This is a genomic window from Clostridium sp. AUH-JLR23 (assembly GCF_964238065.1).
GTDB lineage: Bacteria > Bacillota_I > Bacilli_A > Erysipelotrichales > Coprobacillaceae > Allocoprobacillus > Allocoprobacillus merdigallinarum.
On sequence record NZ_CAXSKY010000012.1, the window covers coordinates 17,191 to 42,690 of the forward strand.

Annotated in this window: 27 protein-coding genes, 1 riboswitch and 1 other annotated feature; of the genes, 5 read left to right on the forward strand and 22 right to left on the reverse strand. The window is 31.3% G+C overall.

All coding sequences use genetic code 11. The features are described 5' to 3' along the window. Positions 1-36: 36 nt before the first annotated feature. The 11 genes from ACESR5_RS07245 to ACESR5_RS07295 all read right to left on the reverse strand — a co-directional run bounded on the left by ACESR5_RS07245 (position 37) and on the right by ACESR5_RS07295 (position 10,154). Positions 37-534, reverse strand: coding sequence for a methylated-DNA--[protein]-cysteine S-methyltransferase (locus tag ACESR5_RS07245; RefSeq protein WP_373154868.1), 498 nt, complete (start codon positions 532-534; stop codon positions 37-39). Beyond that, positions 509-1,831 (reverse strand): amidohydrolase, encoded by a 1,323-nt coding sequence (locus tag ACESR5_RS07250; protein WP_373154869.1) that lies wholly within the window; start codon positions 1,829-1,831, stop codon positions 509-511. The genes ACESR5_RS07245 and ACESR5_RS07250 overlap by 26 nt, the downstream gene beginning before the upstream one ends. Beyond that, complete coding sequence (locus tag ACESR5_RS07255; RefSeq protein WP_373154871.1) at positions 1,815-3,521, reverse strand: adenine deaminase C-terminal domain-containing protein; 1,707 nt, start codon at positions 3,519-3,521, stop codon at positions 1,815-1,817. The genes ACESR5_RS07250 and ACESR5_RS07255 overlap by 17 nt, the downstream gene beginning before the upstream one ends. Positions 3,522-3,532: 11 nt before the next feature. Beyond that, on the reverse strand, positions 3,533-4,576 hold the full coding sequence (locus ACESR5_RS07260) for an extracellular solute-binding protein (RefSeq protein ID WP_373154873.1): 1,044 nt from the start codon (positions 4,574-4,576) through the stop codon (positions 3,533-3,535). Positions 4,577-4,595: 19 nt separating this feature from the next. Continuing rightward, positions 4,596-5,633, reverse strand: coding sequence for an ABC transporter ATP-binding protein (locus ACESR5_RS07265; RefSeq protein WP_087305003.1), 1,038 nt, complete (start codon positions 5,631-5,633; stop codon positions 4,596-4,598). An 11-nt stretch (positions 5,634-5,644) separates the two neighbouring features. Then, positions 5,645-6,427 carry an ABC transporter permease gene (locus ACESR5_RS07270; protein WP_087305002.1) on the reverse strand — a complete coding sequence of 261 codons (783 nt, stop codon included), beginning with the start codon at positions 6,425-6,427 and terminating at the stop codon, positions 5,645-5,647. Next, positions 6,427-7,260 (reverse strand): ABC transporter permease, encoded by an 834-nt coding sequence (locus tag ACESR5_RS07275; protein WP_087358493.1) that lies wholly within the window; start codon positions 7,258-7,260, stop codon positions 6,427-6,429. Before ACESR5_RS07275 ends, ACESR5_RS07270 begins: the two co-directional genes overlap by 1 nt. 43 nt (positions 7,261-7,303) lie before the next feature. After that, a riboswitch (purine riboswitch) is annotated at positions 7,304-7,404 on the reverse strand. A 228-nt stretch (positions 7,405-7,632) separates the two neighbouring features. Then, positions 7,633-8,013 (reverse strand): desulfoferrodoxin family protein, encoded by a 381-nt coding sequence (locus ACESR5_RS07280; protein WP_087358491.1) that lies wholly within the window; start codon positions 8,011-8,013, stop codon positions 7,633-7,635. Between the two features lie 73 nt (positions 8,014-8,086). Beyond that, positions 8,087-8,587 (reverse strand): O-acetyl-ADP-ribose deacetylase, encoded by a 501-nt coding sequence (locus tag ACESR5_RS07285; RefSeq protein WP_087358489.1) that lies wholly within the window; start codon positions 8,585-8,587, stop codon positions 8,087-8,089. Between the two features lie 55 nt (positions 8,588-8,642). Continuing rightward, positions 8,643-9,164: a YcxB family protein gene (locus ACESR5_RS07290; RefSeq protein WP_373154876.1), complete on the reverse strand. Its 522-nt coding sequence runs from the start codon at positions 9,162-9,164 to the stop codon at positions 8,643-8,645. 60 nt (positions 9,165-9,224) lie between these two features. Further along, complete coding sequence (locus tag ACESR5_RS07295) at positions 9,225-10,154, reverse strand: AEC family transporter (RefSeq protein ID WP_373154878.1); 930 nt, start codon at positions 10,152-10,154, stop codon at positions 9,225-9,227. A 143-nt stretch (positions 10,155-10,297) separates the two neighbouring features. Between ACESR5_RS07295 and ACESR5_RS07300 the strand changes: the two genes are divergently transcribed. After that, entirely contained in the window at positions 10,298-11,251 is a 954-nt protein-coding gene (locus tag ACESR5_RS07300; protein ID WP_373154880.1) for an L-lactate dehydrogenase, read from the forward strand. Between the two features lie 499 nt (positions 11,252-11,750). Here ACESR5_RS07300 and ACESR5_RS07305 read toward each other — a convergent pair whose 3' ends face one another. Together ACESR5_RS07305 and ACESR5_RS07310 are read right to left on the reverse strand one after the other, a co-directional pair. Then, positions 11,751-12,446: an LrgB family protein gene (locus tag ACESR5_RS07305; protein ID WP_373154882.1), complete on the reverse strand. Its 696-nt coding sequence runs from the start codon at positions 12,444-12,446 to the stop codon at positions 11,751-11,753. Beyond that, entirely contained in the window at positions 12,439-12,792 is a 354-nt protein-coding gene (locus ACESR5_RS07310; protein WP_087243215.1) for a CidA/LrgA family protein, read from the reverse strand. Before ACESR5_RS07310 ends, ACESR5_RS07305 begins: the two co-directional genes overlap by 8 nt. A gap of 125 nt (positions 12,793-12,917) precedes the next feature. On the opposite strand from ACESR5_RS07310, the gene ACESR5_RS07315 reads away from it, so the two are divergent. The 3 genes from ACESR5_RS07315 (at position 12,918) to ACESR5_RS07325 (ending at position 14,717) form a co-directional block, all read left to right on the forward strand. Beyond that, positions 12,918-13,478 carry a PolC-type DNA polymerase III gene (locus ACESR5_RS07315; RefSeq protein ID WP_373154884.1) on the forward strand — a complete coding sequence of 187 codons (561 nt, stop codon included), beginning with the start codon at positions 12,918-12,920 and terminating at the stop codon, positions 13,476-13,478. A gap of 87 nt (positions 13,479-13,565) precedes the next feature. Continuing rightward, positions 13,566-13,802 carry a hypothetical protein gene (locus ACESR5_RS07320; RefSeq protein ID WP_087243214.1) on the forward strand — a complete coding sequence of 79 codons (237 nt, stop codon included), beginning with the start codon at positions 13,566-13,568 and terminating at the stop codon, positions 13,800-13,802. 24 nt (positions 13,803-13,826) lie between these two features. Then, positions 13,827-14,717, forward strand: coding sequence for a DUF3737 family protein (locus tag ACESR5_RS07325; protein WP_373154886.1), 891 nt, complete (start codon positions 13,827-13,829; stop codon positions 14,715-14,717). 614 nt (positions 14,718-15,331) lie between these two features. Here the strand turns inward: ACESR5_RS07325 and ACESR5_RS07330 are convergent. From ACESR5_RS07330 to ACESR5_RS07345, 4 genes are all read right to left on the reverse strand, one after another. Next, complete coding sequence (locus ACESR5_RS07330; RefSeq protein ID WP_373154888.1) at positions 15,332-16,162, reverse strand: Abi family protein; 831 nt, start codon at positions 16,160-16,162, stop codon at positions 15,332-15,334. Between the two features lie 508 nt (positions 16,163-16,670). Beyond that, complete coding sequence (leuS, locus tag ACESR5_RS07335) at positions 16,671-19,067, reverse strand: leucine--tRNA ligase (RefSeq protein WP_373154918.1); 2,397 nt, start codon at positions 19,065-19,067, stop codon at positions 16,671-16,673. A gap of 35 nt (positions 19,068-19,102) precedes the next feature. Next, positions 19,103-19,308, reverse strand: a binding site (T-box leader). A gap of 45 nt (positions 19,309-19,353) precedes the next feature. Further along, positions 19,354-20,079: an RNA methyltransferase gene (locus tag ACESR5_RS07340; RefSeq protein WP_087304856.1), complete on the reverse strand. Its 726-nt coding sequence runs from the start codon at positions 20,077-20,079 to the stop codon at positions 19,354-19,356. Further along, positions 20,076-20,741, reverse strand: coding sequence for a M48 family metallopeptidase (locus ACESR5_RS07345; RefSeq protein WP_373154889.1), 666 nt, complete (start codon positions 20,739-20,741; stop codon positions 20,076-20,078). Before ACESR5_RS07345 ends, ACESR5_RS07340 begins: the two co-directional genes overlap by 4 nt. Positions 20,742-20,800: 59 nt before the next feature. Here ACESR5_RS07345 and sspI point away from each other — a divergent pair, with 59 nt between their 5' ends. Next, complete coding sequence (gene sspI / locus ACESR5_RS07350) at positions 20,801-20,992, forward strand: small acid-soluble spore protein SspI (protein WP_087243207.1); 192 nt, start codon at positions 20,801-20,803, stop codon at positions 20,990-20,992. Here sspI and ACESR5_RS07355 read toward each other — a convergent pair. The 5 genes from ACESR5_RS07355 to ACESR5_RS07375 all read right to left on the reverse strand — a co-directional run bounded on the left by ACESR5_RS07355 (position 20,987) and on the right by ACESR5_RS07375 (position 25,428). After that, entirely contained in the window at positions 20,987-21,400 is a 414-nt protein-coding gene (locus ACESR5_RS07355) for a hypothetical protein (protein WP_087297134.1), read from the reverse strand. The genes sspI and ACESR5_RS07355 overlap by 6 nt on opposite strands. A 2-nt stretch (positions 21,401-21,402) precedes the next feature. Continuing rightward, a complete protein-coding gene (locus tag ACESR5_RS07360) occupies positions 21,403-22,245 on the reverse strand; it encodes a hypothetical protein (RefSeq protein WP_129737104.1) in 843 nt (280 codons plus the stop codon). A gap of 61 nt (positions 22,246-22,306) precedes the next feature. Beyond that, entirely contained in the window at positions 22,307-23,422 is a 1,116-nt protein-coding gene (locus tag ACESR5_RS07365) for a S1C family serine protease (RefSeq protein WP_373154890.1), read from the reverse strand. A gap of 105 nt (positions 23,423-23,527) precedes the next feature. Then, positions 23,528-24,370, reverse strand: coding sequence for a patatin family protein (locus ACESR5_RS07370; RefSeq protein WP_289527139.1), 843 nt, complete (start codon positions 24,368-24,370; stop codon positions 23,528-23,530). Next, positions 24,370-25,428, reverse strand: coding sequence for a M42 family metallopeptidase (locus tag ACESR5_RS07375; protein WP_373154891.1), 1,059 nt, complete (start codon positions 25,426-25,428; stop codon positions 24,370-24,372). Before ACESR5_RS07375 ends, ACESR5_RS07370 begins: the two co-directional genes overlap by 1 nt. Positions 25,429-25,500 lie beyond the last annotated feature (72 nt).

Consider the following 25,500-nt stretch of genomic DNA (forward strand, 5'->3'; position numbering starts at 1 on the left):
GTTTCACCACCTTATATCCATTCTAGCATAATCCATTCAGGATACCAAGTCTGCTTGTTCAAGTTGTAATAAAAATATCTTGACATCAATGTCTTTTCCATAGCCACCTAATTTTTGTGATGAACCAATGACACGATGACATGGTATAAGCAGTGAAAATGGGCATTCACGCAAAGCACTTCCAACAGCCCTATAAGCCCGCGGATGTCCAATCTTTTCAGCGATATCACGATAGGTTCTTGTTTGACCATATGGAATGTCCATAACAGCCTGCCAAACTTTCTTTTGAAAAGCTGTTCCTTTTAAAAATATATAATGGAAATCAAAAGTTTGTCTTCTTTTTTGAAAATATTCTTCAATCTGCTTGGCTATATTTTTTAAACACTCTGTGTTTTCATAAATACCATTTTCTAAAAAGATTGGTTGACCACAATAAATAATGGCTTGATCTTTACAGGCAATCATTATTTTCCCAATAGGAAATGGATACTGATAATAATAAATTGTCTTATTCATCTGGCATTTTTTTGGCATATTCTAAAGCCTTTTTCGAAAAAGTCTGAGATGCCTTTTGAAGATTTTGTTTCAAATCAGAAAGTTTTTCTAATTGTAATTTCTTATGACGCACCAGACATTTTCCATTGACAAAAACAGTATCTACCTGGCTTGGATTGGCACTATAAACCAGTGCTGAATAAGGATCATAAAGTGGATACATATTCACTGAATCTGTTTCAACAATGATAAAATCTGCTTTTTTCCCCACTTCTAATGAACCAACCAGATGATCAATATGTAAGGCTTTTGCACCATGAATAGTTGCTAAAGAAAGGATATCCTGTGCATGAAATGCGCCACGATCATGATTCACAGTTTTATGAACACAGGCAATCATTTTCAACATTGAAAAGAGCTCTAAAGTATTCCCACTTGATGGTCCATCCGTCCCTAAACCAACACTCACACCATTTTCTAATAGTTCTTTTAAAGGCATAACTCCTTTTGCTGCTTTTAAATTAGAAACCAAACAATGTGCAATACCACTCTTATTTTTTTGAATTAACTTTATATCATCATTATTGATATGAATACAATGTGCTAGAATAACATTTTGATCCAATAAATCATAATGATCTAAAAATGCTGTTGGTGTCATGTGATACTCTTTTTGGAAATAATCCATCTCATAATCCAATTCACTGGCATGCAATGATAAAGGCACATTGTATTGTGTTGCCAATTGATGAGCAAGCTGAAGATGTTCTAAATCATTTGTATTTGTCGCATGTGGCGCAATAAATGGAACAATCAACGGATGATTTTTCCATCGAGGTATAAACCATCGACAATAATCTAATCCCCCATAAGCCAGTTCACTATCACAGCTAGGGAAATCAACAATCGTTTCTCCAACAAAACCTCTCATTTTCATTTCATCAGCTGCTTTTGCGACTTCATCTTCAAAATAATACATATCCATAAATGTTGTAATCCCTGATAACAACATTTCAGCCATAGCATACTTGGAGCTATGATAAACAAGATCAGCCGTCATATATTTAGATTCCAATGGAAATAAGAAGCGACGTAAGCGATCAGGACAATCATCACCTAGCCCACGAAAAGGAATCATTCCTAGATGTGTATGGATATTAATCATACCTGGTAATAAAATACCATGATGTCCATCTATGCATTGATCATATTTTTGTACACATGTTTTCCCTATTTCAATTATATTTTCATCATCAATGAGCATTTGTCCATCTTCAATGACATCAAAATGTTCATTCATTGTTAAAATTGTTACATTTTTAATCAATGTTCTCATAACTGTCCTCCATGAGTGGCACAATTGTCTGATGATAAGTATCCAACATCCCATAATCAGTCACTTTCAGTTCTGGTGAAACAGGTAAAGATAATGTGGATAATGACATAATCACATTATCATGAACATATCCTAAATCTTCCATCGCTTTTCTGACTTGTCGTAAATCTTGAGCTAATTCTTTTAATGGCTGATCACTGACAATACCACCAATATTTAATACAGTGTTGGCTTGAATTTTTTGATTTTGAACAACCAGATATCCACCTTGTTGTTGGAGAAGCTGATGCTGTGCAATAACCATATCTTCAATATTATTACCTAAAATCATGATATTATGATGATCATGTGCCCAGCTTGTCGCAACTGCACCTTTTGTTTGTAATGTATTTTTCACCAAAGCATGTGTAATATGTCCATTTTTTTGATATCTTTCAAAAATAGTCAATAAGCAAAGTCCCGCACTTTGATAATCTACATAGCCGTCTTTGACTGGTAATTTCATTTGCAGATGCTTTGTAAAAGTGGAATGTGGCTGTACTTCCATAACATGACAAAGAACTTCTTTTTTTGATGATGGTATCATAAAATCTTCATTCTTTGCTTGTCTGGCATAAAGTGAATGGTAAAACTCTTGTGGAAACTGTGACTGTTGTTCTTGAATTTCTATTTGTTTTGTTTGATGATAAACACATTGTCCTTTTTTATACACACTATCAATAGAAAAAGAATATAAATCATCCAACAAGATAAAATCCGCTATTTTCCCTGGCGCTATACATCCACGATCAATCATATGCATACGTCTAGCTGGTGTATAAGTGGCACAATAAATAGCTTTTTCAATTGGCATACCTAAATCATAAGCTAATTTGACTAAAAGATTCAAATGTCCCTGCTCTAACTGGTCAGCCATCACATCATCTGTCACCAATGCAAAATATTCATAAAATTGATGTTCTACCAATGTACGAATCGTATCTGCATTCATTGATTTTCTTTGAATTTCCAGAAACATGCCATTTTTTATCTTTTCAACAATGGATTCTGGTGTCTGTTGGGTATGATCTGCATCAACACCCTGATAAATATATCGTGCTAAATCAAGCCCCGTAATTTTAGGACAATGTCCTTCAATAGGTAACTGCCATCTTTTTTCATGACAGGCTTGAATAATCTGATTAATGAGTGTATCTTGTCCACCAATCAAATCTTTAAAGTTCATGACTTCACCCAAACATAAAATACGAGGATTCTCTAAAAGCTGTTTGACATCATCTACATCTATTTTTCCTCCTGTTGTTTCCAAATGTTCATTGGTAGAAGGAACAGAAGAAGGAATTCCATAAAAAATATCCAATGTTGTGTCATTGGATATCATCGTTTCAATTCCACGTATTCCAAAAACATTCGCTATCTCATGTGGGTCAGCAACCACTGTTGTGACCCCATGAGGCAATACTGCTTTGGAAAATTCACCAGGAACTGTCATAGAACTTTCAATATGCATATGAATATCAATCAACCCAGGAATCATGTACTTACCTTGTCCATCAATCACTTCTTGACTTTCAAGTGGTTCATCATCACAAATATAATAAAATTTATCTTCTTGAATATAAACATTCTTTTTTTCAAAACTTTGTGTAAATGTATTATAAACCTGTACGTTTTTGATGAGTTGATTCATGACAACATCTCCTAACTATTTAAAATACGTGTCCATTGATCAACCCAATCCTCTAATAGTGGATTGACAAATTTGAAATCAATAACTTTAGCTCTAGCAGCTACATCACCATAAGTTTTATTAAGTGCTTCTTCTTCAGTTAATTCAACTGTTTTATTTGTAGGTGCTTCATTCAAATCAGAAACAGCATCTTTATATTGTAAATCTTTGCTTAAACGCCAATCAATATATTTATATGCTAAATCTTTATTGTCTGAATTTTTATTCACTTCAATTGTATTAAAGTTGGCATATGTTCCTGATTCAGGTACTACATATTCACAATTTTCATTATTTTTTTGAATTAAACTTACACCAAAGTCAGCAACAACAGCAACTGAAATTTCTCCAGCACTGAACATATTTGTTAAATCTGAAGATTTTGTATATGTTTTCACAATATTTGGTTTTAATTCTTCTAAAGCTTCAAATGCCGCTTTTCCATTATCAGATGTAATATCTACACCTTTATAATCACTTGCAATATGTACCATTGCTGGTCCAAAAGTTGTTGTAATTTCAGGAATAGAAATTTGACCTTTTAAACGACTATCCCATAAATCATTCCATTCTTTAATTTCAAATCCAGTTGCTTCCTTATCATAAATAATACCAATACTATTTAAAGTATAAGGAACACCATATCCATTATCATCTTTTAGCTTAGACGCTGCATCAATTAAATCTTTCGCATTTCCAATTTTACTATAATCTAATTTTTCAAATAAACCAGCTGCATATCCTTTTTGTGCTTCTGCCTGAGATAATTCAATAATATCAACATCAGAATTTGGATTATTAGCAAATTTTGTGTAACGATCTGAAGTTCCACCTTCTTCTACAACAATTTCACAATTGTTTTCTTTTTCAAATGGTTCATAAACATCTTTTTGTACAATATCAGCATTTAATCCCCATGTTGATACAACTAATTTTTGAGTATCACTCCCACTGTTGCTAGAACATCCTACTAAAACCATAGCTCCAGCCATTAAACCAACTAATAATTTTTTCACTTTTTTCTACCTTCCTTTCCTAAACTAAGACAATTTTATTTGCTGGTAAATGCATTTGAATAGTATCACCCTGTTTATAAACTGTTGCATTTCCACCATTAACAACAAGTTTACCAATAGGTGTTTCCACTTCATATTGATAACTCTTTCCAAGGAATGTTCTCACTGTAACATTTCCTGTAATCATATTATCATATTTATCAGCAGATGTTACGATTTCAATATCATCAGGACGAATTGTCCCTTTGCATGTTTCTAAATCGCCATCATTGTCCACTTTCATGATTTCACCATTTTGATTTTGATATTGGTGATCTTGAACTTTTGTTAAATCAAAGAAATTCTCAAATCCTATAAATCTTGCGACAAACTCTGTTTTTGGACGAGAGTAAATATTTTCAGGTGTATCGTATTGTTCAATAACGCCATTATTCATAACTGCTACCTTATCAGAAATAGAGAAACACTCTTCTTGATCATGTGTAACAAAAATCGTTGTAATTCCTAATTTTTTCTGTAATCTTTTAATTTCAACACGCATTTGAATACGTAATTTCGCATCCAGATTACTTAATGGTTCATCTAGTAATAAAAGTTTTGGCTCAATGACAAGTGCTCTTGCTAAAGCAACACGTTGACGTTGACCTCCTGATAATTGTTTAGGTAAACGATCTGTTAATCCTTCCAAATCACAAACTTCAACAACTTCATTGATTTTAGCTTCCATTTGAGCTTTATCCATTTTTCTTAATTTTAATCCAAACGCAATATTTTCTTTAACTGTTAAATGTGGAAACAAAGCATAACTTTGGAAAACCAATCCAAAATTTCTTTTATGAACAGGAACCTTTGTCATATCTTCACCATCTAAAATGAAGTTTCCTTCCTGAGGATCAATAAATCCTGCAACCACACGTAAAGTTGTTGTTTTTCCACAACCAGAAGGTCCAAGCAAAGAGACTAATTCTCCTTTTTCAATATCTAAGTTTAACCCCTGTAAAATATAATTTTTCTGATGATATGCAACTGCAATATCTTTTAAGTTTAAAAACGCCATTCTAACTCCTCCTATTTTGCAAGTGCTGAAATTCCTAATGTTTTTTCAACAATGAACATAATCACAATCGTTGCTACCATTAATAAAACAGAAACTGCTGAAACAGTTGGATCATAATTATATTCAATATAATTCATTAATGTTGTAGGTAAAGTTGTCACTCCTGGTCCTGTTAAAAACATAGATACAGGTATATTATTAAATGAATTAATAAATGACAACATAAAAGCCGCACTGATTCCTGATGTAATATTAGGTAAAACAACTTTAAAGAAAGCCTGACCTTTTTGACATCCTAAACTTAAAGCTGCCTCTTCAATCGCAAAATCAAACTGATCCAATGAAGAACCAACAATACGAATCACATATGGTAAAACAACAAGAAAATGTCCTAATAATAAACTTTCAAAAACAGGAAAATTCAATGTTAAAACCACATATTGATATAAAGCATATCCGACAACAATTCCTGGAATGATTGTTGGGGATAAAAAGAAGCTCTTTAAAAATTTCTTTCCAATAACACTATATCTCGCTAATGCATATGCTGCAGGTACCCCTACAAGCAAAGCAAGTAGAGTTGCTAACAAAGCAATTTCTCCACTTAATGCCAATGAACTCATAAAGCTTTCTGATTCAAACACATTGACAAACCATTGTAATGAAAATCCATGTATAGGAAAAGTAATCGTACTTTCTGAGCCAAATGCTGTCACAGCAATAATGATGAGAGGTATAAACAAAAATGCAAATACCAAAATAGAAATAACCATCAATCCTTTATGTTTACGCATTAGACTTCACCTCGCTTATCCAATTTCGCTGCAATCGCATTTAATGCTTTCATAACAATTAATGTTGTAATAATCATAATGACTGCAAAAACACTGGCTGCTGTCCAGTTATTTAAACTTAATGCCTGTTGTGAAATAAAGGTTGCTAAAACAAGATTCTTTGGTCCACCTAATAACTGAGGTGTTGTATAAGCACTGAGTGATCCTGTAAAAACAAGGACACATCCTACAATAATACCTGGAATACTTAGTGGTAAGACAACCTTCATAAAAGCTTTAACACGATTCGCACCTAAACTTTCTGCTGCTTCCATCATATCATTATCAATATTTTCCATAACACCCACTAAAGTGATAATCATAAGAGGTAAAAATAAATAAATTGTCCCAATTAAAACTGAAAATTCAGTATATAACATTGTAATTGGTTCTTCTATAACCCCTATTGACATTAAAAAATTATTAATCACTCCATTTTTACCTAAAATATTAATCCATGCAAAACTTCTGACAACTGAATTCGTAAGCATTGGAAAAATAGAAATTGCCATTAAAATACCACGCCATTTCTTATCACAACGAGAAATAAAATAAGCTGTGGGTACACCTAAAATCATACAAACAAGAGATGAAATCAAAGCAATCTTAACAGTTCTAATGAAGATTGTCATATAATATTCATCTTGAAAAAATGATAAATAATTCGTGAAACTAAAGCCACTTCCTTCAGGAAACAAAGTTGGTAAAATGATTTGAATCAATGGCATCACCAAAAATACAATCAGTAAAACCAAACAAGGCACCAAAAGAAGATAATGCATTTTTTTCTTCACTCAAGTCCCTCCTCCAATAAAAAAAGTCTATCTACAGATAGACATATAAAAAAGCGTCTATCATAGTCCCGTTATTTTCGGTAACGGGGTAGAAACGATTGGGCCAATTCCCAAACATATATGATAACCACGCTTATTGTAACAAACGTCTATAGTTTTGTCTAATATTTTTCGATTTTTTCACATTTAATCGTATAAAAAATGAAAATACCGCCCATTATTTAACAATTCAACAACTCATATCTTTATCATTTTATCTAAAATATGGAAATTCTACCATTTCCATCATGTTATAGCATATTTAAAAATATTTCCTGACAGTATCTTTAAAAAAAAGAAACCTATCTTATGATAAGTTTCCTTGTTTATGATTTATGCTTCAATTGTTGCTTTCCATAATCCATGTAAGTTACAGTATTCGTATACTTCAATTGTTCCTTTATAATCACCAATTGCAAATACCGCTTCAGGTTGATCAGCAGATGTTAAATCCACACGTAAAACTTGACTGTTGAATACAGCAATGATTGTTGTAATTAAATGTTCATCAGTCATTGGATGTGAAACTTCACCAACTTTTACATGAAGTTTATCTCCATCTATAGATAATACAGGAACGTGTTTTTCTAATGCACCATCTGTTGTATTCGCTGTTAATTCTACCATTGGTTTTCCACAACAAACAACTGGTACTCCTTTATCAACAATTTTTTCTACTACATTTCCACAAACTGGACATACATATAATTTCATAATCTCTTTCTCCTTTCATGACAAGACCATTGTACCATGTCTTATTTATTATAGCTAATCATATGCACTTTTATTATTCTTTTTTTAATAACTGACAATATGTACGATATGTATAATTATCAAAACAAACAATATCTATTCTTTTGACATATTGACATGGATAGTTTTTAAGCGTTTCTATCGCAATTGTAGCTGCCTGTGATACAGGATAACGATAAGCCCCTGTACTAATTGAAGGAAAAGCAATATGTTGACATTGATATTCTTCAGCTTTTTCCAGACAGCGTATATAACAAGACTGTAATCGTTTGGCTTCATCATGTTGTCCATCACGATAAACCGGACCAACTGTATGAATCACATAACGTGCTGGTAAATGATAAGCCTTTGTGACTTTTGCATCACCAGTCGCACATCCATGCAACAAACGACACTCAGCCAATAATTCAGGTCCAGCTTTGCGATGAATAGCACCATCCACCCCTCCACCACCTAATAAACTATTATTGGCAGCATTGACTATGGCATCACATGATATTTGAGTAATATCACCTTGAATAATTTGAATTTTCATTTCTTTCACCTTCTTTTTTATTATAACAAAAAAAGTCATTTGATAGAAACGACTTTTATGCTTTGATCCATTTTTTTATTTTTGTATCTTTTTGTTTCAAGAAATCTATAAATTCATGAACACTCACTTTTAAACAATCTTTTCGAATAATAATGATTTCATTTTTCTTTGCTAATAAAACATATGCATGTTCTGTCTGTGATAAAGTTTTGAAATGAGAGTAAGGAATCTTATTATCAATAGATGTCTGACAATTATGTACAACGACATATTCTCCTCCAAAACTCATTGTATATGTAATCTTCTGTTCATCAATTTCTTCTTTCATCAATTTTAACATTTCTTTGTAATGACTATGAATTAAAAAGAAAATTTCCCCAATACACACAGCACCTAAAACCAATAAAACAACACCTTGTAACATATTTTGATTAACGACATTTATAATACCTAAAATTAATGAAATCACACCTGTTAATGACAATAAATATTTTTGCCATGGAGCAATCATGTATTTTTTCACTTCTTTTAATAAATCTTCATCAACAATATTATGACTAATTTGAATTCTTTTCATATAACCCTTCCTCCAACAACACACCATTATCCTTTATAATTATGTCTTAGATATTAACTTTTATAAAATTTGATAAATAAAAACAATAATCGGCATTGTGATAATACAAAAAATAACGGACATAACATTCATGATACTCGTATAGCCTGGATGTTTATCATATAACTGGGCAAATTGGGTAATTGTTGCAGCAGCAGGAGCACTTGCAGCCAAAAGACTGATCAATAATATCTGATAAGCATCCTGATGAAAATTTTGTAATCCCAGCAAACGAAACGCCAAAATCACAGCCAAAGGATAAACAATCAATCTCAAAAAACAAATACCGTAAACCCTTTTTTCTTTAAAAACAGATAAAATATCAATATCGCCTAATAACATTCCAATCACCAGCATACTTAATGGCCCTACCATAGAACCAACACTACTGACTGTATCGTGAATCAGTGCTGGAAAATGCCAGCGTGCTATAAACATAATCATTCCTAACATAATCGCTATAACATTCACATTCAAGATAATCTTTTTGAAATCATACTGCTTTTCATTACAAACCAGATTTTTTCCATGTGTCCATATTAAAATAGTTTGAACAACCATATATCCACTTGTATATAAAACCCATTCTTCCCCTAAAATAGAAGCTACCAAAGGTATAATCAGATTACCAGCATTAGAATAAATAAGCGTTGCTTTTTCTACAGGCATAAAATGAAAGATCTGTCCCAATAATTTTGTTAATGGAATGAAAATCAAATGAACGACAATGGCTCCAATAAAAGATAAAATCAATCCCATCAGCTTCTCATTTGTAAAATCAATCTGAAAAGAATTTAAAATTGTACAAGGACAAACAATATATAAAACAACTTTAGAAATCACTTTACTATCATCTGGTGTCAGTACACGACACTTTACAGTTAAATATCCTACAAAAATAATAAGAAATAATCCAAAAATATTTTGAGCTAATAAAAGACTTAATTCCATAAATTTCCTCTCCCACATATAGTATACTTATTTTTATCAAATACACGTTTTATTTTCAGGTTTTGAAAACTTTTTATCATATTTCATTACAATTTTATGAATTATGATATAATCATTTTAGACTTATAACGAGGAGAAAAGAAATGAAATTAGAAAAAAGAAAAATTGTCATTATTGGATGTGGACACGTTGGTGTCAGTACTGCATTTTGTTTGATTAATCAAGGTCTATGTGATGAAATTGCTTTGATTGATTTGAATGAAGAAAAAGTTTTAGGAGAAGTTTTAGATTTATCTCAAAGCATTGAATATATGAATCGTAATACACATGTCAAAGTGGGACGATATGAAGACTGTGAAGATGCTCAAATTGTTATCATCACAGCAAGTGTTCCAACCCCTCAAAGTGGTAATGACCGTTTAAAGATGTTAGAACCATCTTTAAATGTCATGAAAAGTATTATTACTCAAATTAAAGAACATCATTTTGATGGACATTTGATTGTTGTTTCAAACCCTGTAGATTTAATGAGTTATTATGCTTATAAACTTTCTGGTTTACCAGCTAATCAGGTTATTGGAACAGGAACAACATTAGATACAGCCCGTTTAAAATATTTCATCGCCCAAAAAATCCAAGTTGATCCTCGCAGTGTTCATGCGATGGTCATTGGTGAACATGGAGATAGTGAAATGATTCCATGGTCAACTGTTCGTATTGGTGGTAAGGATATTTATAGTGTTGTTCAAGATAACCAGAGTCGTTTAGGACAAGAACCCTATCAACAGATGAAAAAAGATACAATTCAGGCTGGTTGGGAAATTTTCAATCGTAAAGGGAATACTTGTTATGGTATAGCCTCAAGTACAGTCGGTATTATTCGCACAATCTTACATAATGAAAACCAGATTTTACCTGTTTCAACATTGCTTCGTGGCGAATATGGTCAGGATGATTTATTTATCAGTGTGCCAGCCATCATTGATCGTAGTGGTGTTAGAGAAATTGTTGAATTACGCATGACACCACAAGAACAAGAAGAGTTCAATCAATCTTGTCAACGCTTAAAATCATTTTATGATTTTTTAAATCAATAGGCCCTTTAAATAATTGAGGGGTCTAATCTAAAAAGCTTTAAATTAATAGTGGGGTATTTTGACCCCACTTTCATTTTAAAGCAGGTCGAACAATATTTGATTGGTGACTATCTGTCATCTTTTTTTATTACATTTTCCTCTTGGTTTACCAACTCTTTTCATCTTTTTTTCATGCTCGGTTGCAGTATGTTTTTATATGAATTTTGCGAATAGATGAACTTATTTCTAGCTCTTGCAAAGTTTTGCATTCCATTTGCATTACTGGTTGATCTTCTTGATATAGTTATTTTTTTCTCAATAGGTCTGCTAGATAGTCTTCTTTTTCGTAATATTGTTTGCAAACAAATTATAACAGGAGATTCTCATTTTATAAAAAGCAACCCCAATTTAAATTTAAAGCAAGAAAAGACAGACCCCTTTAAAAATTTAAAGGCTAGGGTCTGCCCCGCAAATATTTAATATACCAATCAATAGTTCTATGCTTAAACATAGAACTTTTTTATATCCATAAATGAATCATAATAGGCGCTAAAAACACAGTGAATATACCTGAAATCACAATGGATAAACTACTCATTGCTGCCTCAATTTCACCCCACTCAATCGCTTTCGCTGTTCCAATAGCATGAGCACTATTTCCTAATGCCAATCCACGTGCAACAGGATGATTGATATGGAAAACTTTAAAAATCGTTTTAGCAATCATTGATCCAAAAATTCCTGTTAAAATGACAACACCTACTGTCATTGTCGAATGACCACCAAGTAATTCTGATACTCCAATAGCAATCGCTGTCGTAATAGATTTTGGCATCAAAGAATATAAAACTGTTTCACTTGTCTTCAACAAAATACAAAGAACCATAACACTCATCAAACCAGACAGACAACCACATAATAAGCTTACTATAATAGCTCCAAAATGTTTAACCAGGACTTGTGTTTGTTTATATAAAGGAATCGCTAAACAAACAGTTGATGGAGTCAATAAATATGTAATCATTTGTGCTCCTTGATTATATGTCTGAAAATCAATATCTAAAACATATAAAACAAAGATAGTCAAAAAAGCACTGATTAATAATGGATTCAAAAAAGAATAAGACCATCGCTTTCTTATTTGAACAGCCAACCAATATGTTAATAAACTTAATACAATGCCAAAACAAGATGTTTCAATCAATAAATTATTCATTGATATTTTTCCTTTCTATCATATATTGTGCAACTTTCCCTGTCACTACCATTACAATGACTGTACTTATAACAAGAACAATCATAATCACAGCTATGTTTTCAAATAATTCTTCTTTGACATTCATTAAACCAACAGCAGATGGAACAAATAAAACAGGCATAATCAAAATCAGCCAATCTGCAACATCTTCTATTGCTGATAATGGAATCATTTTTGTATAAAGACCAACTAACATGATCAACAATCCATAAACACTTGCTGGAATGGGTAATGGTAAAAAACTCAATAATTCTCCTACAAATGAAATCAACATAATAATAAGAAACTGATGTATATATTTCATAATGACCTCCTGTTGTGATACCGTGCAACATTATAACATGATTTGACTGATGATTATACTTTTTTTATAAATTCATTTGCATTTTTATATTGAATAGATTTAAATATAGAGTTGAGGTGATCACAATGGCTTATCAAAAACAATATTATAAAAGAGGTTATTATGTTAAAAAAATCATTGATGATTATTGTGTTTTAGATATCGAAACAACAGGTTTATCTTGGCAAAAAGATAAAATTATTGAAATTGGAATATTAAAGGTCAGAAACAAGGAAATCGTTGAACGTTATAGTCAGTTAATCAATCCCCAACAGAATATTAGTTCTTTTATCACTCAACTCACTGGCATTGATAATCAAATGGTAGAGGATATGCCTGTTCTCTCTTCTGTTCAAGATGACATTTTGCAGTTTCTTGGATACGATCCAATTATTGGACATAATACAGCTTTCGATCTTAATTTTATTGCGAATCATTTTCAGATCAATTTATCTAATGAATATATGGATACGGTTCAATTTTGTAGAAAGGTTTATCCTCAAATGCCCCATCATCGTTTAACAGACATGGTAGAATTTTTAGGGCTTTCCACAAATGAACACCGTTCTTTAGCAGATTGCATATCTACATATGAACTTTATGAACACCTTAAAAAAGAAATAATTAGACAACATATATCCATATAAATACCTCAAAAGCATAGCTGACTATCCATTATAAGTATTTGATTTTTATAATGTCTATATATAGAATATAGTCAAGGAGGCTTTCATATGATTCAAATGCTTACCAAAGAAGATATTCAAAAAAGTTTAGAAGATATGGGATGTTCATCCAAACAAGTTCAAGAATTTGTTGATGACTTTGAAAATCATCGTTTTGAATTTCTTTTCCTTTTTTTAAAAAAGAAAAGATATGAAATTCTAGATGAAGTGCATCAAAAACAAAAGAAAATTGATCATCTTGATTATCTGATTTACACTTTAAAAAATATTCAAAATAAAGCATAAGCTTTCTTAAAGGAGGTCAATATCATGCAAATCAAAAAGATTATTGAAAATCAAACTTTTGATGAAGAAAGAGCTTTATACAACATACAAAATACTGAAGTGAGAAACTGTACTTTTGCTGGTCCTCAAGATGGAGAATCTGTCTTGAAAGAAACAAGACAAGTCAGAGTTGATCATTGTACTTTTTCGCTTCGTTATCCCTTATGGCATGTACAGGGTTATGAATTAATTCACAGCTCTTTAGATGAATTAACAAGAGCTCCTATCTGGTATTCTCATCATGGTTTGATTGATTCTTGTGATATTCAAGGTATAAAAATTTTAAGAGAATGTAGTGATACAATTGTTTCAAATTGTCAGATTCAATCACCAGAGTTTGGCTGGTTCTGCCAGGATATTTCTATTAAAGATAGTGAAATTCATTCTGAATATATGTTACTTCATAGTCATCATGTTAAAATTGATCATTTGAAATTTACAGGAAAATATTCTTTCCAGTATATGCATGACTTAGAAATTACAAATTCTTATTTAGATACAAAAGATGCCTTCTGGCATAGCAATAACGTCATTGTTAAAGATTCTGTTGTCAAAGGTGAATATTTAGGGTGGTTTTCAAAAAATGTCACATTCATTAACTGTCAGATCATTGGAACACAACCACTTTGCTATTGTGAAAATTTGAAACTCATTGATTGTGAAATGATTGATTGCGATTTAGCATTTGAATATTCTGATGTGCAGGCAACAATCAAAGGACATGTTGATTCTATTAAAAATGTCAAATCAGGAACAATTACGGTTGACAGTGTTGGTGAAATCATCAATGAAGATGCTGTTATGGAAACAAATGGTCAAGTGATCATCAGACAAGCCCCTATAAACAATCAGTCTATTTGTCAATGCTGTTGTTAAACGTTAACTGAAAAGTTGGCGTTTTTTGTTATCAATAATTGAACATTAAAAAAGTGAATCTCTGCAATTAAGATACCTTAACTTTTAGAAATTCACTTCTCTCTTCATTTCATGTTTTTAAATGAACATTTTTATTTCACAACAATATTCACGAGATTGTTATGCTTGATCAAAAAGCACTCTTAAAATAAGCATTTTTTGATTTCTCTTCTTACATCTAATAGACTATATAGTTATATATCTTATAAAAACTGTTTCTATCATCTTTATACCCAATTTTTTCTTCAATGTTTTAGGTTCCTAGTCCGGTGAGATAAAAAATCCTTTTGATACATCAGCGAAAAGATTAATAAAACAATTAAACAACAAATATGAGGATAAACCCTAATACTATGGTATATTCGTATTGCGTAAATCGTAATTTTATCTATAACGATATATTAGGTAATTAAAAAAACTTCATTTTATTGTTCGTTGATGTTAAGTCCATTTTATAATTTATTGAAAATTGTCCTTGATATATATAAATTATTTATAGTTTTTAGTTGATATTTTTATAAAAGTTACATATAATACTAATGTAAATGGCACTCGGTGCGGAAGAAAGCTCACGATTATTCGTGAGCTTTTTCTATACTTAAAAATTTAATCATATTTAAGTATTTTTTTCTATCAGATATGGTTCTTAATTCATGTGTTTTAGGATTATAAAATCTTATTAATATTTCTAAACTGTTACAGTGCATTACACAATTTCTAATTGATACCAAACAGAAAACTTTATTTATAAAATCAGGAACTTGATCAACATTAAAAGTCATTTGGTATTTCTTTAAATCTTTAAATATTTTATTTTGTAAATGATGATTAAGACATGTAAATATTGTTAACATATTCCCTAAACTCATTCTATCAAAAAAACAATAGACATTTGCATATTTAAAAATATCTTTTTTTAAAGAATCTATGTGATTATTCATATGCGATATTCTAGTTTTAGTATATCGTGATTCTAAAAAAGAAAACTGAAGTTTCAATGAATCAAGAAATAATTGAAGCTGGTTAGAATCTCTCATATCATTAGATATTAATATATGATATGCTGTGATTGTCTTAAAGTGAATTTCAAAATCAAGTATATTAGAAATGATTGTTGGATATCTTTTTCTTTCATCTCTGAATAAAGAATAGTATTCATTAAAATCAACATCTCTTTCATATACATGATTGCCATTAACTTTTTCAACCTCTTTGTTTTCATTTAGTTTTGCAAATTTATGTTTAAATGGCGTAATAATATTAATGTAATTATATTCTAATAATTTATCTTTTGCTGTATCTTTATTCATACAATTAAATTGTACTCTTTTATTCTTATTTAAATACTCAATTTGTTCAGAAATTGTTTTAGCAATTTTATATTGTTGATAATCGCTGTTATCCATATTGCCACTTCCTTTGATTTGTTTTCTAACTATTAAAAATATTTGATGATTTTATTAATGTATATATTTTATCAAAAATAACAACCAAATTAAAATAACAAATTAATTTCAGTTAAATTTCTTATAAAATCTAGACATTTTAATTAACTAGTTAAAACATATCTTTGACGAAAAAATTGAATAATTAATTATAAAAAAACATGAGAATATTATAGAATTATCAAATATGTCTTAAACAAAATCCTCTATTTAATCAAATCTGACTCTATAAGTTTTTGTAATATCATTTTCAATAAACGGTTCAATAAAACCAGTAATGTCGTATGAATAGTTTACTATTAGTTCATTCATATATGAGATTATAACATTTTTACATGAAGTTCTTCATTCTTTTATCTAGAGTTATATATGTAGTTTGTACAATGTATCAATTTTATACAAAAAGAGTAGAGATTATATTTTGAAATCAAATAATAAATCTCTACTTAAATAACTTATAAAAATATAATTATTTCACAACAATATTGACAATCTTATTTTTCACGACAATAATTTTCACAATATTCTTTCCTTCAGTATGTGTTTTTACATTATCTTGAGCTAAAGCTTCCTGTTTCACGACTTCATCATCTTCATCTTTATTCACAGTGATTTTAGCACGAAGTTTTCCATTAACCTGTACAGCCATTTCAATTGTTGACTGTTCCAACATCGCTTCATCATATGTTGGCCATGGTTCATAAGCTAATGTTTCATCATGTCCAAGTAACTGCCACATTTCTTCACAAACATGTGGAGCGATACAGCTTAACATTTTCACTAAGTTTTCAGCATATGGACGATAGACAGTTTTGGCTTTATAAGCTTCATTGACAAAAATCATCATTTGTGAAATAGCAGTATTAAATCCTAATGTTTCATAATCATGAGTGACTTTTTTAACAGTAGAATGATAAACAAAGTCTAATGAATGATCATTTTCATCACTTAATTTATCAGATTCCACAATCAAACGATACACACGATCCAACCATTTTCTAGCACCGTCAACACCTGTTTCACTCCATGGTTTACTTGCTTCCAAAGGTCCCATAAACATTTCATAAACTCTTAATGTATCAGCCCCATAAGTTTGAACAATATCATCAGGGTTAATGACATTCCCTTTAGATTTACTCATCTTTTCACCATTTGTTCCTAAAATCATACCTTGATGATATAATTTCTGGAATGGCTCAGGATGTGACAAATATCCTTTATCATATAAATAACGATTCCACATACGAGAATATAATAAGTGTCCAACAGCATGTTCTGGTCCACCAACATACAAATCAACTGGTAACCAGTGATCCAATAACTTTCTATCAGCAATCGCATGATCATTATGTGGATCAATATATCGCATATAATACCAGCTGCTTCCCGCACTTCCTGGCATTGTACTTGTTTCACGTTTTCCAGCTTTTCCATTCACAGTGACATTCACCCAGTCTGTAGCTTTATCCAATGGTGATGCCCCACTTTTAGAAGGTGAGTAATCTTCTAATGGTGGTAAAATCAATGGTAATTCATCATCTGATAATGCAACGGAAGTGCCATCATCAAAATTAATCACTGGAATTGGTTCTCCCCAATATCTTTGACGTGCAAAGATCCATTCTCTTAAACGATAATTCACTTTCTTTTCACCACAATGATGATCAGTTAACCATTGAATCATTGTTTCAATGGCATCTTCTTTGTTCATACCATTTAAGAAATCAGAATTAATATGATTTCCATCCTGTGTCCATGCTTCTTTTGTAACATCTCCACCTTCAAGCACTGGAATAATTTCAAGATCAAATTTATTCGCAAATTCCCAGTCACGATCATCATGAGCAGGGACCGCCATAATAGCACCAGTTCCATATCCTGCTAAAACATAATCTGAAATCCAAATAGGTATTTTCTTTTGATTCACTGGGTTAATCGCATAAGCACCAGTAAAGACACCTGTTTTATCTTTATTTAATTCAGTACGTTCTAATTCAGATTTTGTAGCACAGACTTTCACATAGGCTTCAATCGCTTCTTTTTGTTGTGGTGTTGTAATCTTAGCTACCAATTCATGTTCAGGAGCTAACACACAATAAGTTGCACCAAAAAGCGTATCACAACGTGTTGTAAACACAGTAAACTGTTCATCATGTCCATCAACTTGGAAATGCACATGAGCGCCAATAGACTTTCCAATCCAGTTTCTTTGAATTTCTTTAGTAGATTCAGGCCAATCAACATCCTCTAAACCAGCCAATAATTTTTCAGCATAAGCAGGAATATCAATAACCCACTGTTTCATATTCTTTCTAATAACTGGGTATCCCCCACGTTCACTTTTTCCATCAATGATTTCATCATTAGCTAAAACAGTTCCTAATTCTTCACACCAGTTCACTGGAATATCCACATTTTTAGCTAAACCATCTTCATAAAGCTGTTTAAAAATCCATTGTGTCCAATGATAATAATCAGGATCACAAGTAGAAATACATTTATCCCAATCAAATGAAAAACCTAACATCTTTAACTGATGTGTAAAAGTTTCAATATTATGACGTGTAAATCCTTCAGGGTGATTTCCTGTTTTAATCGCATATTGTTCAGCTGGTAATCCAAAAGCATCAAATCCCATTGGATGTAAAACATTATATCCCTGCATTCTTTTCATACGTGACATAATATCTGTTGCTGTATATCCTTCAGGATGTCCAACATGTAATCCTTGTCCTGATGGATATGGAAACATATCTAAAGCATAGTATTTAGGTTTTGAAAAATCCCAAACATCAGTATAGAAAGTCTGATGTTCATCCCAATATTTTTGCCACTTCTTTTCAATGGCCTGATGATCAAATGGCATCATTTATCCCTCCTTATAATATAAAAAGCCGTCCTTCTAAGGACGACTTGATCGCGATACCACCTTAGTTCATATATGGAATCCATATATGCTCTCAAAACTTTAACGCAGTTAACGACAAAGACTACTCTTTTCGTCTTTGTATCTCCAAGGCGAGTTCATTGCCTAACCTGTCTATTTCCACCACCCATAGACTCTCTAAAAAGTATCAACAACTACTACTCCTTTTCATCGATTCTAAACACAGAATATTATATCATATGTTTATTATTTTGCAAATCTTTTCTTAAATTTTAGGAAAATGATACATAACAATAGCTCCTGCAATCGCAACATTTAAAGATTCAATCGCTTGAATAGGAATATATAAATGAGCATCACATGCATCTAAAACAGCTTGAGAAACACCTTGTCCTTCATTACCTAACACAAAAGCCATTTTGTCTTGTGGCTGATAGTGATGAATAGGTTGTGCCTGATGTAATGATGTTCCATAAACTCTGACATCATTTTGTTGGAGTGATGTGATAGCTTCTATCAAATCCATTTGACAGATGGACATTTGAAAAAGTGCTCCCTGTGTTGCACGAATGACTTTATCATTATATAAATCCACACTATTATAGGACATGATAATTTGATCATAGCCCAGTGCTAATGCTGTTCTGATAATTGTTCCTAAATTACCAGGATCTTGAATATTATCCAATAACAGATAACGCTGATTATTGGTATTGAAAAGACGATGATGTGGTTTATGACAGATGGCCATAATAGGTTGTGGTGTCTTTGTAAAAGCGAGCTTTTCCATGACATTGGAAGATACATAAATCGTTGGTTCTTCAAATGTTTCATGAAGCGTTGTAATAATTGTTTCAATACAATTGGCTTTTTTAGCTTCTTCAACCAAATGATACCCTTCAATTAAAAATTGATCTTCTAAATCACGGTATTTCTTTTGTTTCAATTTCATGATTTTTTTTATTGTTTCATTTTGTATAGATGTAATCATGTATGCTTCTCCTTTAAACGTTTTTGAATTTCCTTATAACAAGGCATTCTTTGAGCTATTTCCTGATAAAACAAAGCAGAGTGATTAGGCTGTAAAAAGTGTACGAGTTCATGAAGAATGACATAATCAATAAGTTCTTTTTCCAAATGAATAAGTCCTAAATGAAAAGAAACACGATGATCACGATAATAACAGCTTCCCCATCGACTCTTATATTTTTTAATCTCAATCAAAGGCATATCTAAATCAAAATCATAAGCTAAATAAGCAATGATTTTCTCTTCAATGTAATCATGTAATATTTGACGACACATTTTTTCAATACATGTTTGTATATCACGATGATAAACATAAATATCCTGATGATGAAATTGACATTTTTTTATTCCTATATCACGTAAAACAATACGATATCGCTGATTAAAAATCAAGACATACCCATGATCACAATATTGAGCATAAGGCTGATAAGCATTGATTTGTTTCAGTAAGCGTTTTTGATAAGTCTGTATTGTTTTTTCAATATATTCTAATGGTGTTCCATAAGGTGCACTGACAAATAACATTCCATCTTTAACACGCATACGTATATTTTTCATATACTTATATGTTAACTGATATGTTATAGTTTCACCATTTAATAAGATTTGATACTCTTTCATAAAACTCCCTGTATAAATCAAAATATTTATCCCATATTATATAAGAAAGGACTGATAAAATGCGTGAAGCACTTTTAATGAATCTCAAAGGATTTTCTCCAGCACAACTCCAAGAAACAATTGATGAAGGTATTGCTTCTCAAGAAGAAACAATTCTTGTTGGTTTAGGTGTTCTTTTTGAAGAATACTATAATTCTTTGGATCAGACTTCTAAACAACATTTTTTACAAAGCCTGAGTGCTCTTTTATAGACCATTTGATGGTCTTTTTTTATGAATATATAATTGTTTCACTTGTCTTAATGCAATAAACAGACATAAGAAAATAAAATTCCATTGAAATAAATCCAACATTGGAACAAAGAACAAAATAATCGCAATCAAGCATAAAACAAGAATAAATTTATATGTCAGAATATTTTCATAAGTATCAAATATGATTTTTGATATTTCAAAAATCATATAATCCAATAACCATAACAATAAAAAATATAATGTTGTATAAATATTAACTAAAAATAATCGTTGAATAGCTTCAAGAAATGAACATTCATAATATGATATCAATGATATCATAAAAGATATAAAAGCAATAACCAAAGTAGATAAAGCATTTCTCAACATATATAATGTCATTTTATCTTTTTTTCCTGGTGTCATAGTTATTCTCCTTTTTGAATAGGACTTAAAGGTAATGTAAAAGTATAAGGATGCAAATCATCTTCACTTTTCATTAATGTTATTACACAACATAACTGCATATCAAATAATGATCCTTGACCATCATAATATCCAATTTCTTCCATCTGATCATTTAAAAAATCTTCTGTTTTTCCTTTTAAATAAACAAATCTTTCATAATCATTAATATTCACTTCATGATTCTGTTCATGAGAATACATATAATTAATAATCATATAAGGATATTCTTTAGCAAGATCCTGATCTTTACTTGAAAAAACTCCTGTTTTTAACCAATTTTCAGTCACATATACATTGGTTAATGTATAATCTTTATTTGCTGAAGTATATGTCAACATATCTTGATTTTTTAATTCTATTGTCTGATCATAAGTTGTTTTGTTTTGACGATTGACTGATATTTGCAGTTTTGCATTTTGAATATCTTCTTCTAAAAAGGCATCTTCACTTTCTTGTTCATCTAATGTCACGACCTGATCATCATTTTGAATCTTAATTTTCTGAGATAACTGATGTTCCTGGGATAAAATTAAAGTCAATGTCACTTCATCATTCTTTTTAAAAACTTGCGATTTTAAAGGCGTAATGCGTGCATGACCATATCCCTGTGTTTGACCATCCTGATAAAATTGATATCCATCAACAACAAATTCATCATTTTCACCACGCAAACAATACTGATAATCTAATCTTTCTACATATGTATGAAACATAAAATTAGGATACCAGAAAAACAATGTTGCGATTAAAAGAGCGAGTAAAATTAATGATAAAGTAAGTTGTTTTTTGACTTCATTATTCATATCATCACCAACACCCATTATATATTCTTTATAAAAAAAAGGAAAGACCTTTTCGCTTTCCTTATGAAGAACCTAAAGTGACATTGACTGAAGATGTCGAACCATTACGATTAATTGTTAATTTTATCGTATCACCAGGATTTTTAGAATAAAGTTCTGTCAAGAAATTCTTATATGATTCAATATCTTTACCTTCAATTTGTGTAATGACATCTCCTACTTGAATACCTGCTTGACTCGCTGGTGATTGACTTTGTACATCAGCAACATAGATTCCTTTATTTAAATTCGTTTGAATACGATACATATAAAGTTCATATGAAGAATAACTATCTAACGATACAGCTGAAATCCCAATAGTTGGACGATTCACTTTACCTGTTTCAATAATTTCTTCAACTAATTTAACAGCATCATTAATTGGAATAGCAAAGCCCATACCCTCAACTTCTTCTGAAGCTAATTTCATAGATGTAATACCAACCAATTCTCCAGCAGCATTGACTAATGCTCCACCACTATTTCCTGGATTAATCGCTGCATCAGTCTGAATAACATTCATATCCCAGTCTTCTCTACCATCATCATTCAAATCAACAGATACTGTTCTTGATGGAGCAGATACAATCCCCTGAGTGACTGTTCCCGCATATTCAATACCTAATGGACTTCCCACAGCAAGAACAGGTTCTCCTGCTTCTAATAAATCAGAATCTCCAACCTTATAGGCTGATACATCAAAATTAACTGTCATTTTCAAAACAGCAATATCACCATACTCATCACTACCTAAACATTCAGCTCTCACTGATTCACCATTAGAATAGATGACTTCAATAGATTGAGCATTTTCAATAACATGGTGATTTGTAATGACATAAACTGTTTTTCCATCTACTTTGTAAATGACACCACTACCACTACCAGCAAGTTGGTTATTTTGATAAACTGCAATACCAACAGCGGATTCCTTGGCACTTTCAATAACATCTGTTAAATCAGATTGCACATCATAATTAACTGTTTGAACAGTCGCATTAGATGAAGAAGCAGAATGACCACTTCCCTGATTCCCTAAGACTTTATACATCAAAAATCCATTACATCCTAGTGATACAATCAATAATAACACAACAAAGATTTTAAATAGCTTATTTTTATTCATATGTTTCATCATATATCTTTCCTTTCCATCATCAGATGATTTCTTTTTATATTTTTAATATAATATATAAATACCTTAACATTATTTTAAAAATGTGTGAAAATGTCAAAATAATGTCTATTCAAGGAGTTTCTTGATTTCTTCCATATGTTCTAAAGCTAATTGATAGCCATATTGATAAATACGATCAATCTTCTGTAAATCTTTTTCAAAAGAATCAATTTGAAGTTCTTCACTTGGTCTTAAAATAATCGCCTGTCCCTGTTGTTCTAACTGTTCACAATAAGCCAATGTTTCATTATATAAAAGATGTCTTGTTAATAAGGGTTGTACAAGTTGAGGATATTTTTTCTTTAATAAACGACTCGCAACAACATTAGCCTTTGATAGTGTTTTTTGATATCCTTTAGGTCGCGTTAGGACAATCAATAGTTTCTGATGTCCATCCTCCATAGCTTTTTTAACTGGAATAGGATCACAGATTCCTCCATCATAATATTTCTTACCATTTAAAGAAATAACTGGAAAAGCAAAAGGAATGGCACAAGTTGCTTTCAACATTGTACATTTTTTATCTAATTGTTTCCCATCCAAATATTCACATTGACCTGTTTCCACATTGGTCACACCAACTTTCACTTGAGCTGGGTTATTTAAAAATGTATCCCAATCAAAAGGATAGATTTCGTTAGGAATCGTTTCATAAGCATACTTTAATCCAAATAAACTACGATCATGCCAATAATTACGAAGTCCCACATATCTTTTATCATGACGATGATTCATTAAAATATCATAATTACGTTTTGGCTGCTTAGATACATAAGAAAAACCGTCTGTAATACCTGCTGATACTCCAATAACATAAGGAAAATCAACACCATAATCATTCAATGCATCCATTACTCCACTAGAAAAAATAGGACGAAAAGTTCCTCCTTCTAATACAAGAGCACCCATTAGCGTTTATCCTCTACTATAGACATATACATGTCTTCGTCAAATTCCTTTAAGAAAGCAACCAGCATATCAACAGTCGCTTCAAAATCATCAAGATGAATCATCGTATAATGAGAGTGCATATAACGTGTCGGGATAGAAATAGTTAAATTCATGACACCCTGTCCCACTTTACTTAACTCTCCTGAATCTGTTCCACCTGCCAAATCCATATCAAGCTGATAAGCAATATGGTGATTTCGACAAATATTTTCTAATTGTTTTAATAAACCAGTATGACCAATCACACTGCCATCCATCACACATAATGCAACACCATTTCCCAATCTAACATCGCCCTGTTCCCCGCCAGGAAGATCATACGAAAAAGTCACATCAATGGCTAAAGCCAAATCCGGTTGAACCATTTGTGCCACTGTTTTAGCACCACGTAATCCCACTTCCTCCTGTACTGTTCCTGCTACATAAAGAGTGGGATAAATCTTTTCATGATGCAAACGTTTCATAACTTCTACCATGACTGCAACTCCAATGCGATCATCCCATGCTTTGGAAAGTACACATTTTTCATTTTGCATCATAATAAAATCAGATACAGGCGTTACAGGATCACCTTTACCAATTCCCATATCTAAAACATCCTGTTTAGAAAAAGCCCCTACATCCAAATATAAGTCATCTACAGTAAGCACCTTTTCTTTAGGTGTCTGTTGTTTAAGAGCCATGACACCTTTTATGTTTTGACCACCACGTGTTTCAATATTCATTAAAGATGATGGTAAATGACGTGGATTCCAGCCACCTACGGGCTGAACCTGTATAAATCCATGTTCATCTATATTTTTAACTAAAAATCCTATTTCATCAACATGAGCTGTTAATAAAACCTTAAATGGGCTCTCTCCATTTTGAATCGCTATTAAACTTCCTAACCCATCATATTGTATTTCATCTGCATATTCTTCTAAATATGTTTTCATTAATCTTGTTATATGTTTTTCATAGCCAGAAATACCATTGGCTAAACTGAACTGTTTCAACATTTCTAAATCAGCCATTTTTTCAACCTCCTGTTTTCTATTATACCTTATTTTTATATCATCACAAGAGTCCTAAAAATTATTCCCATT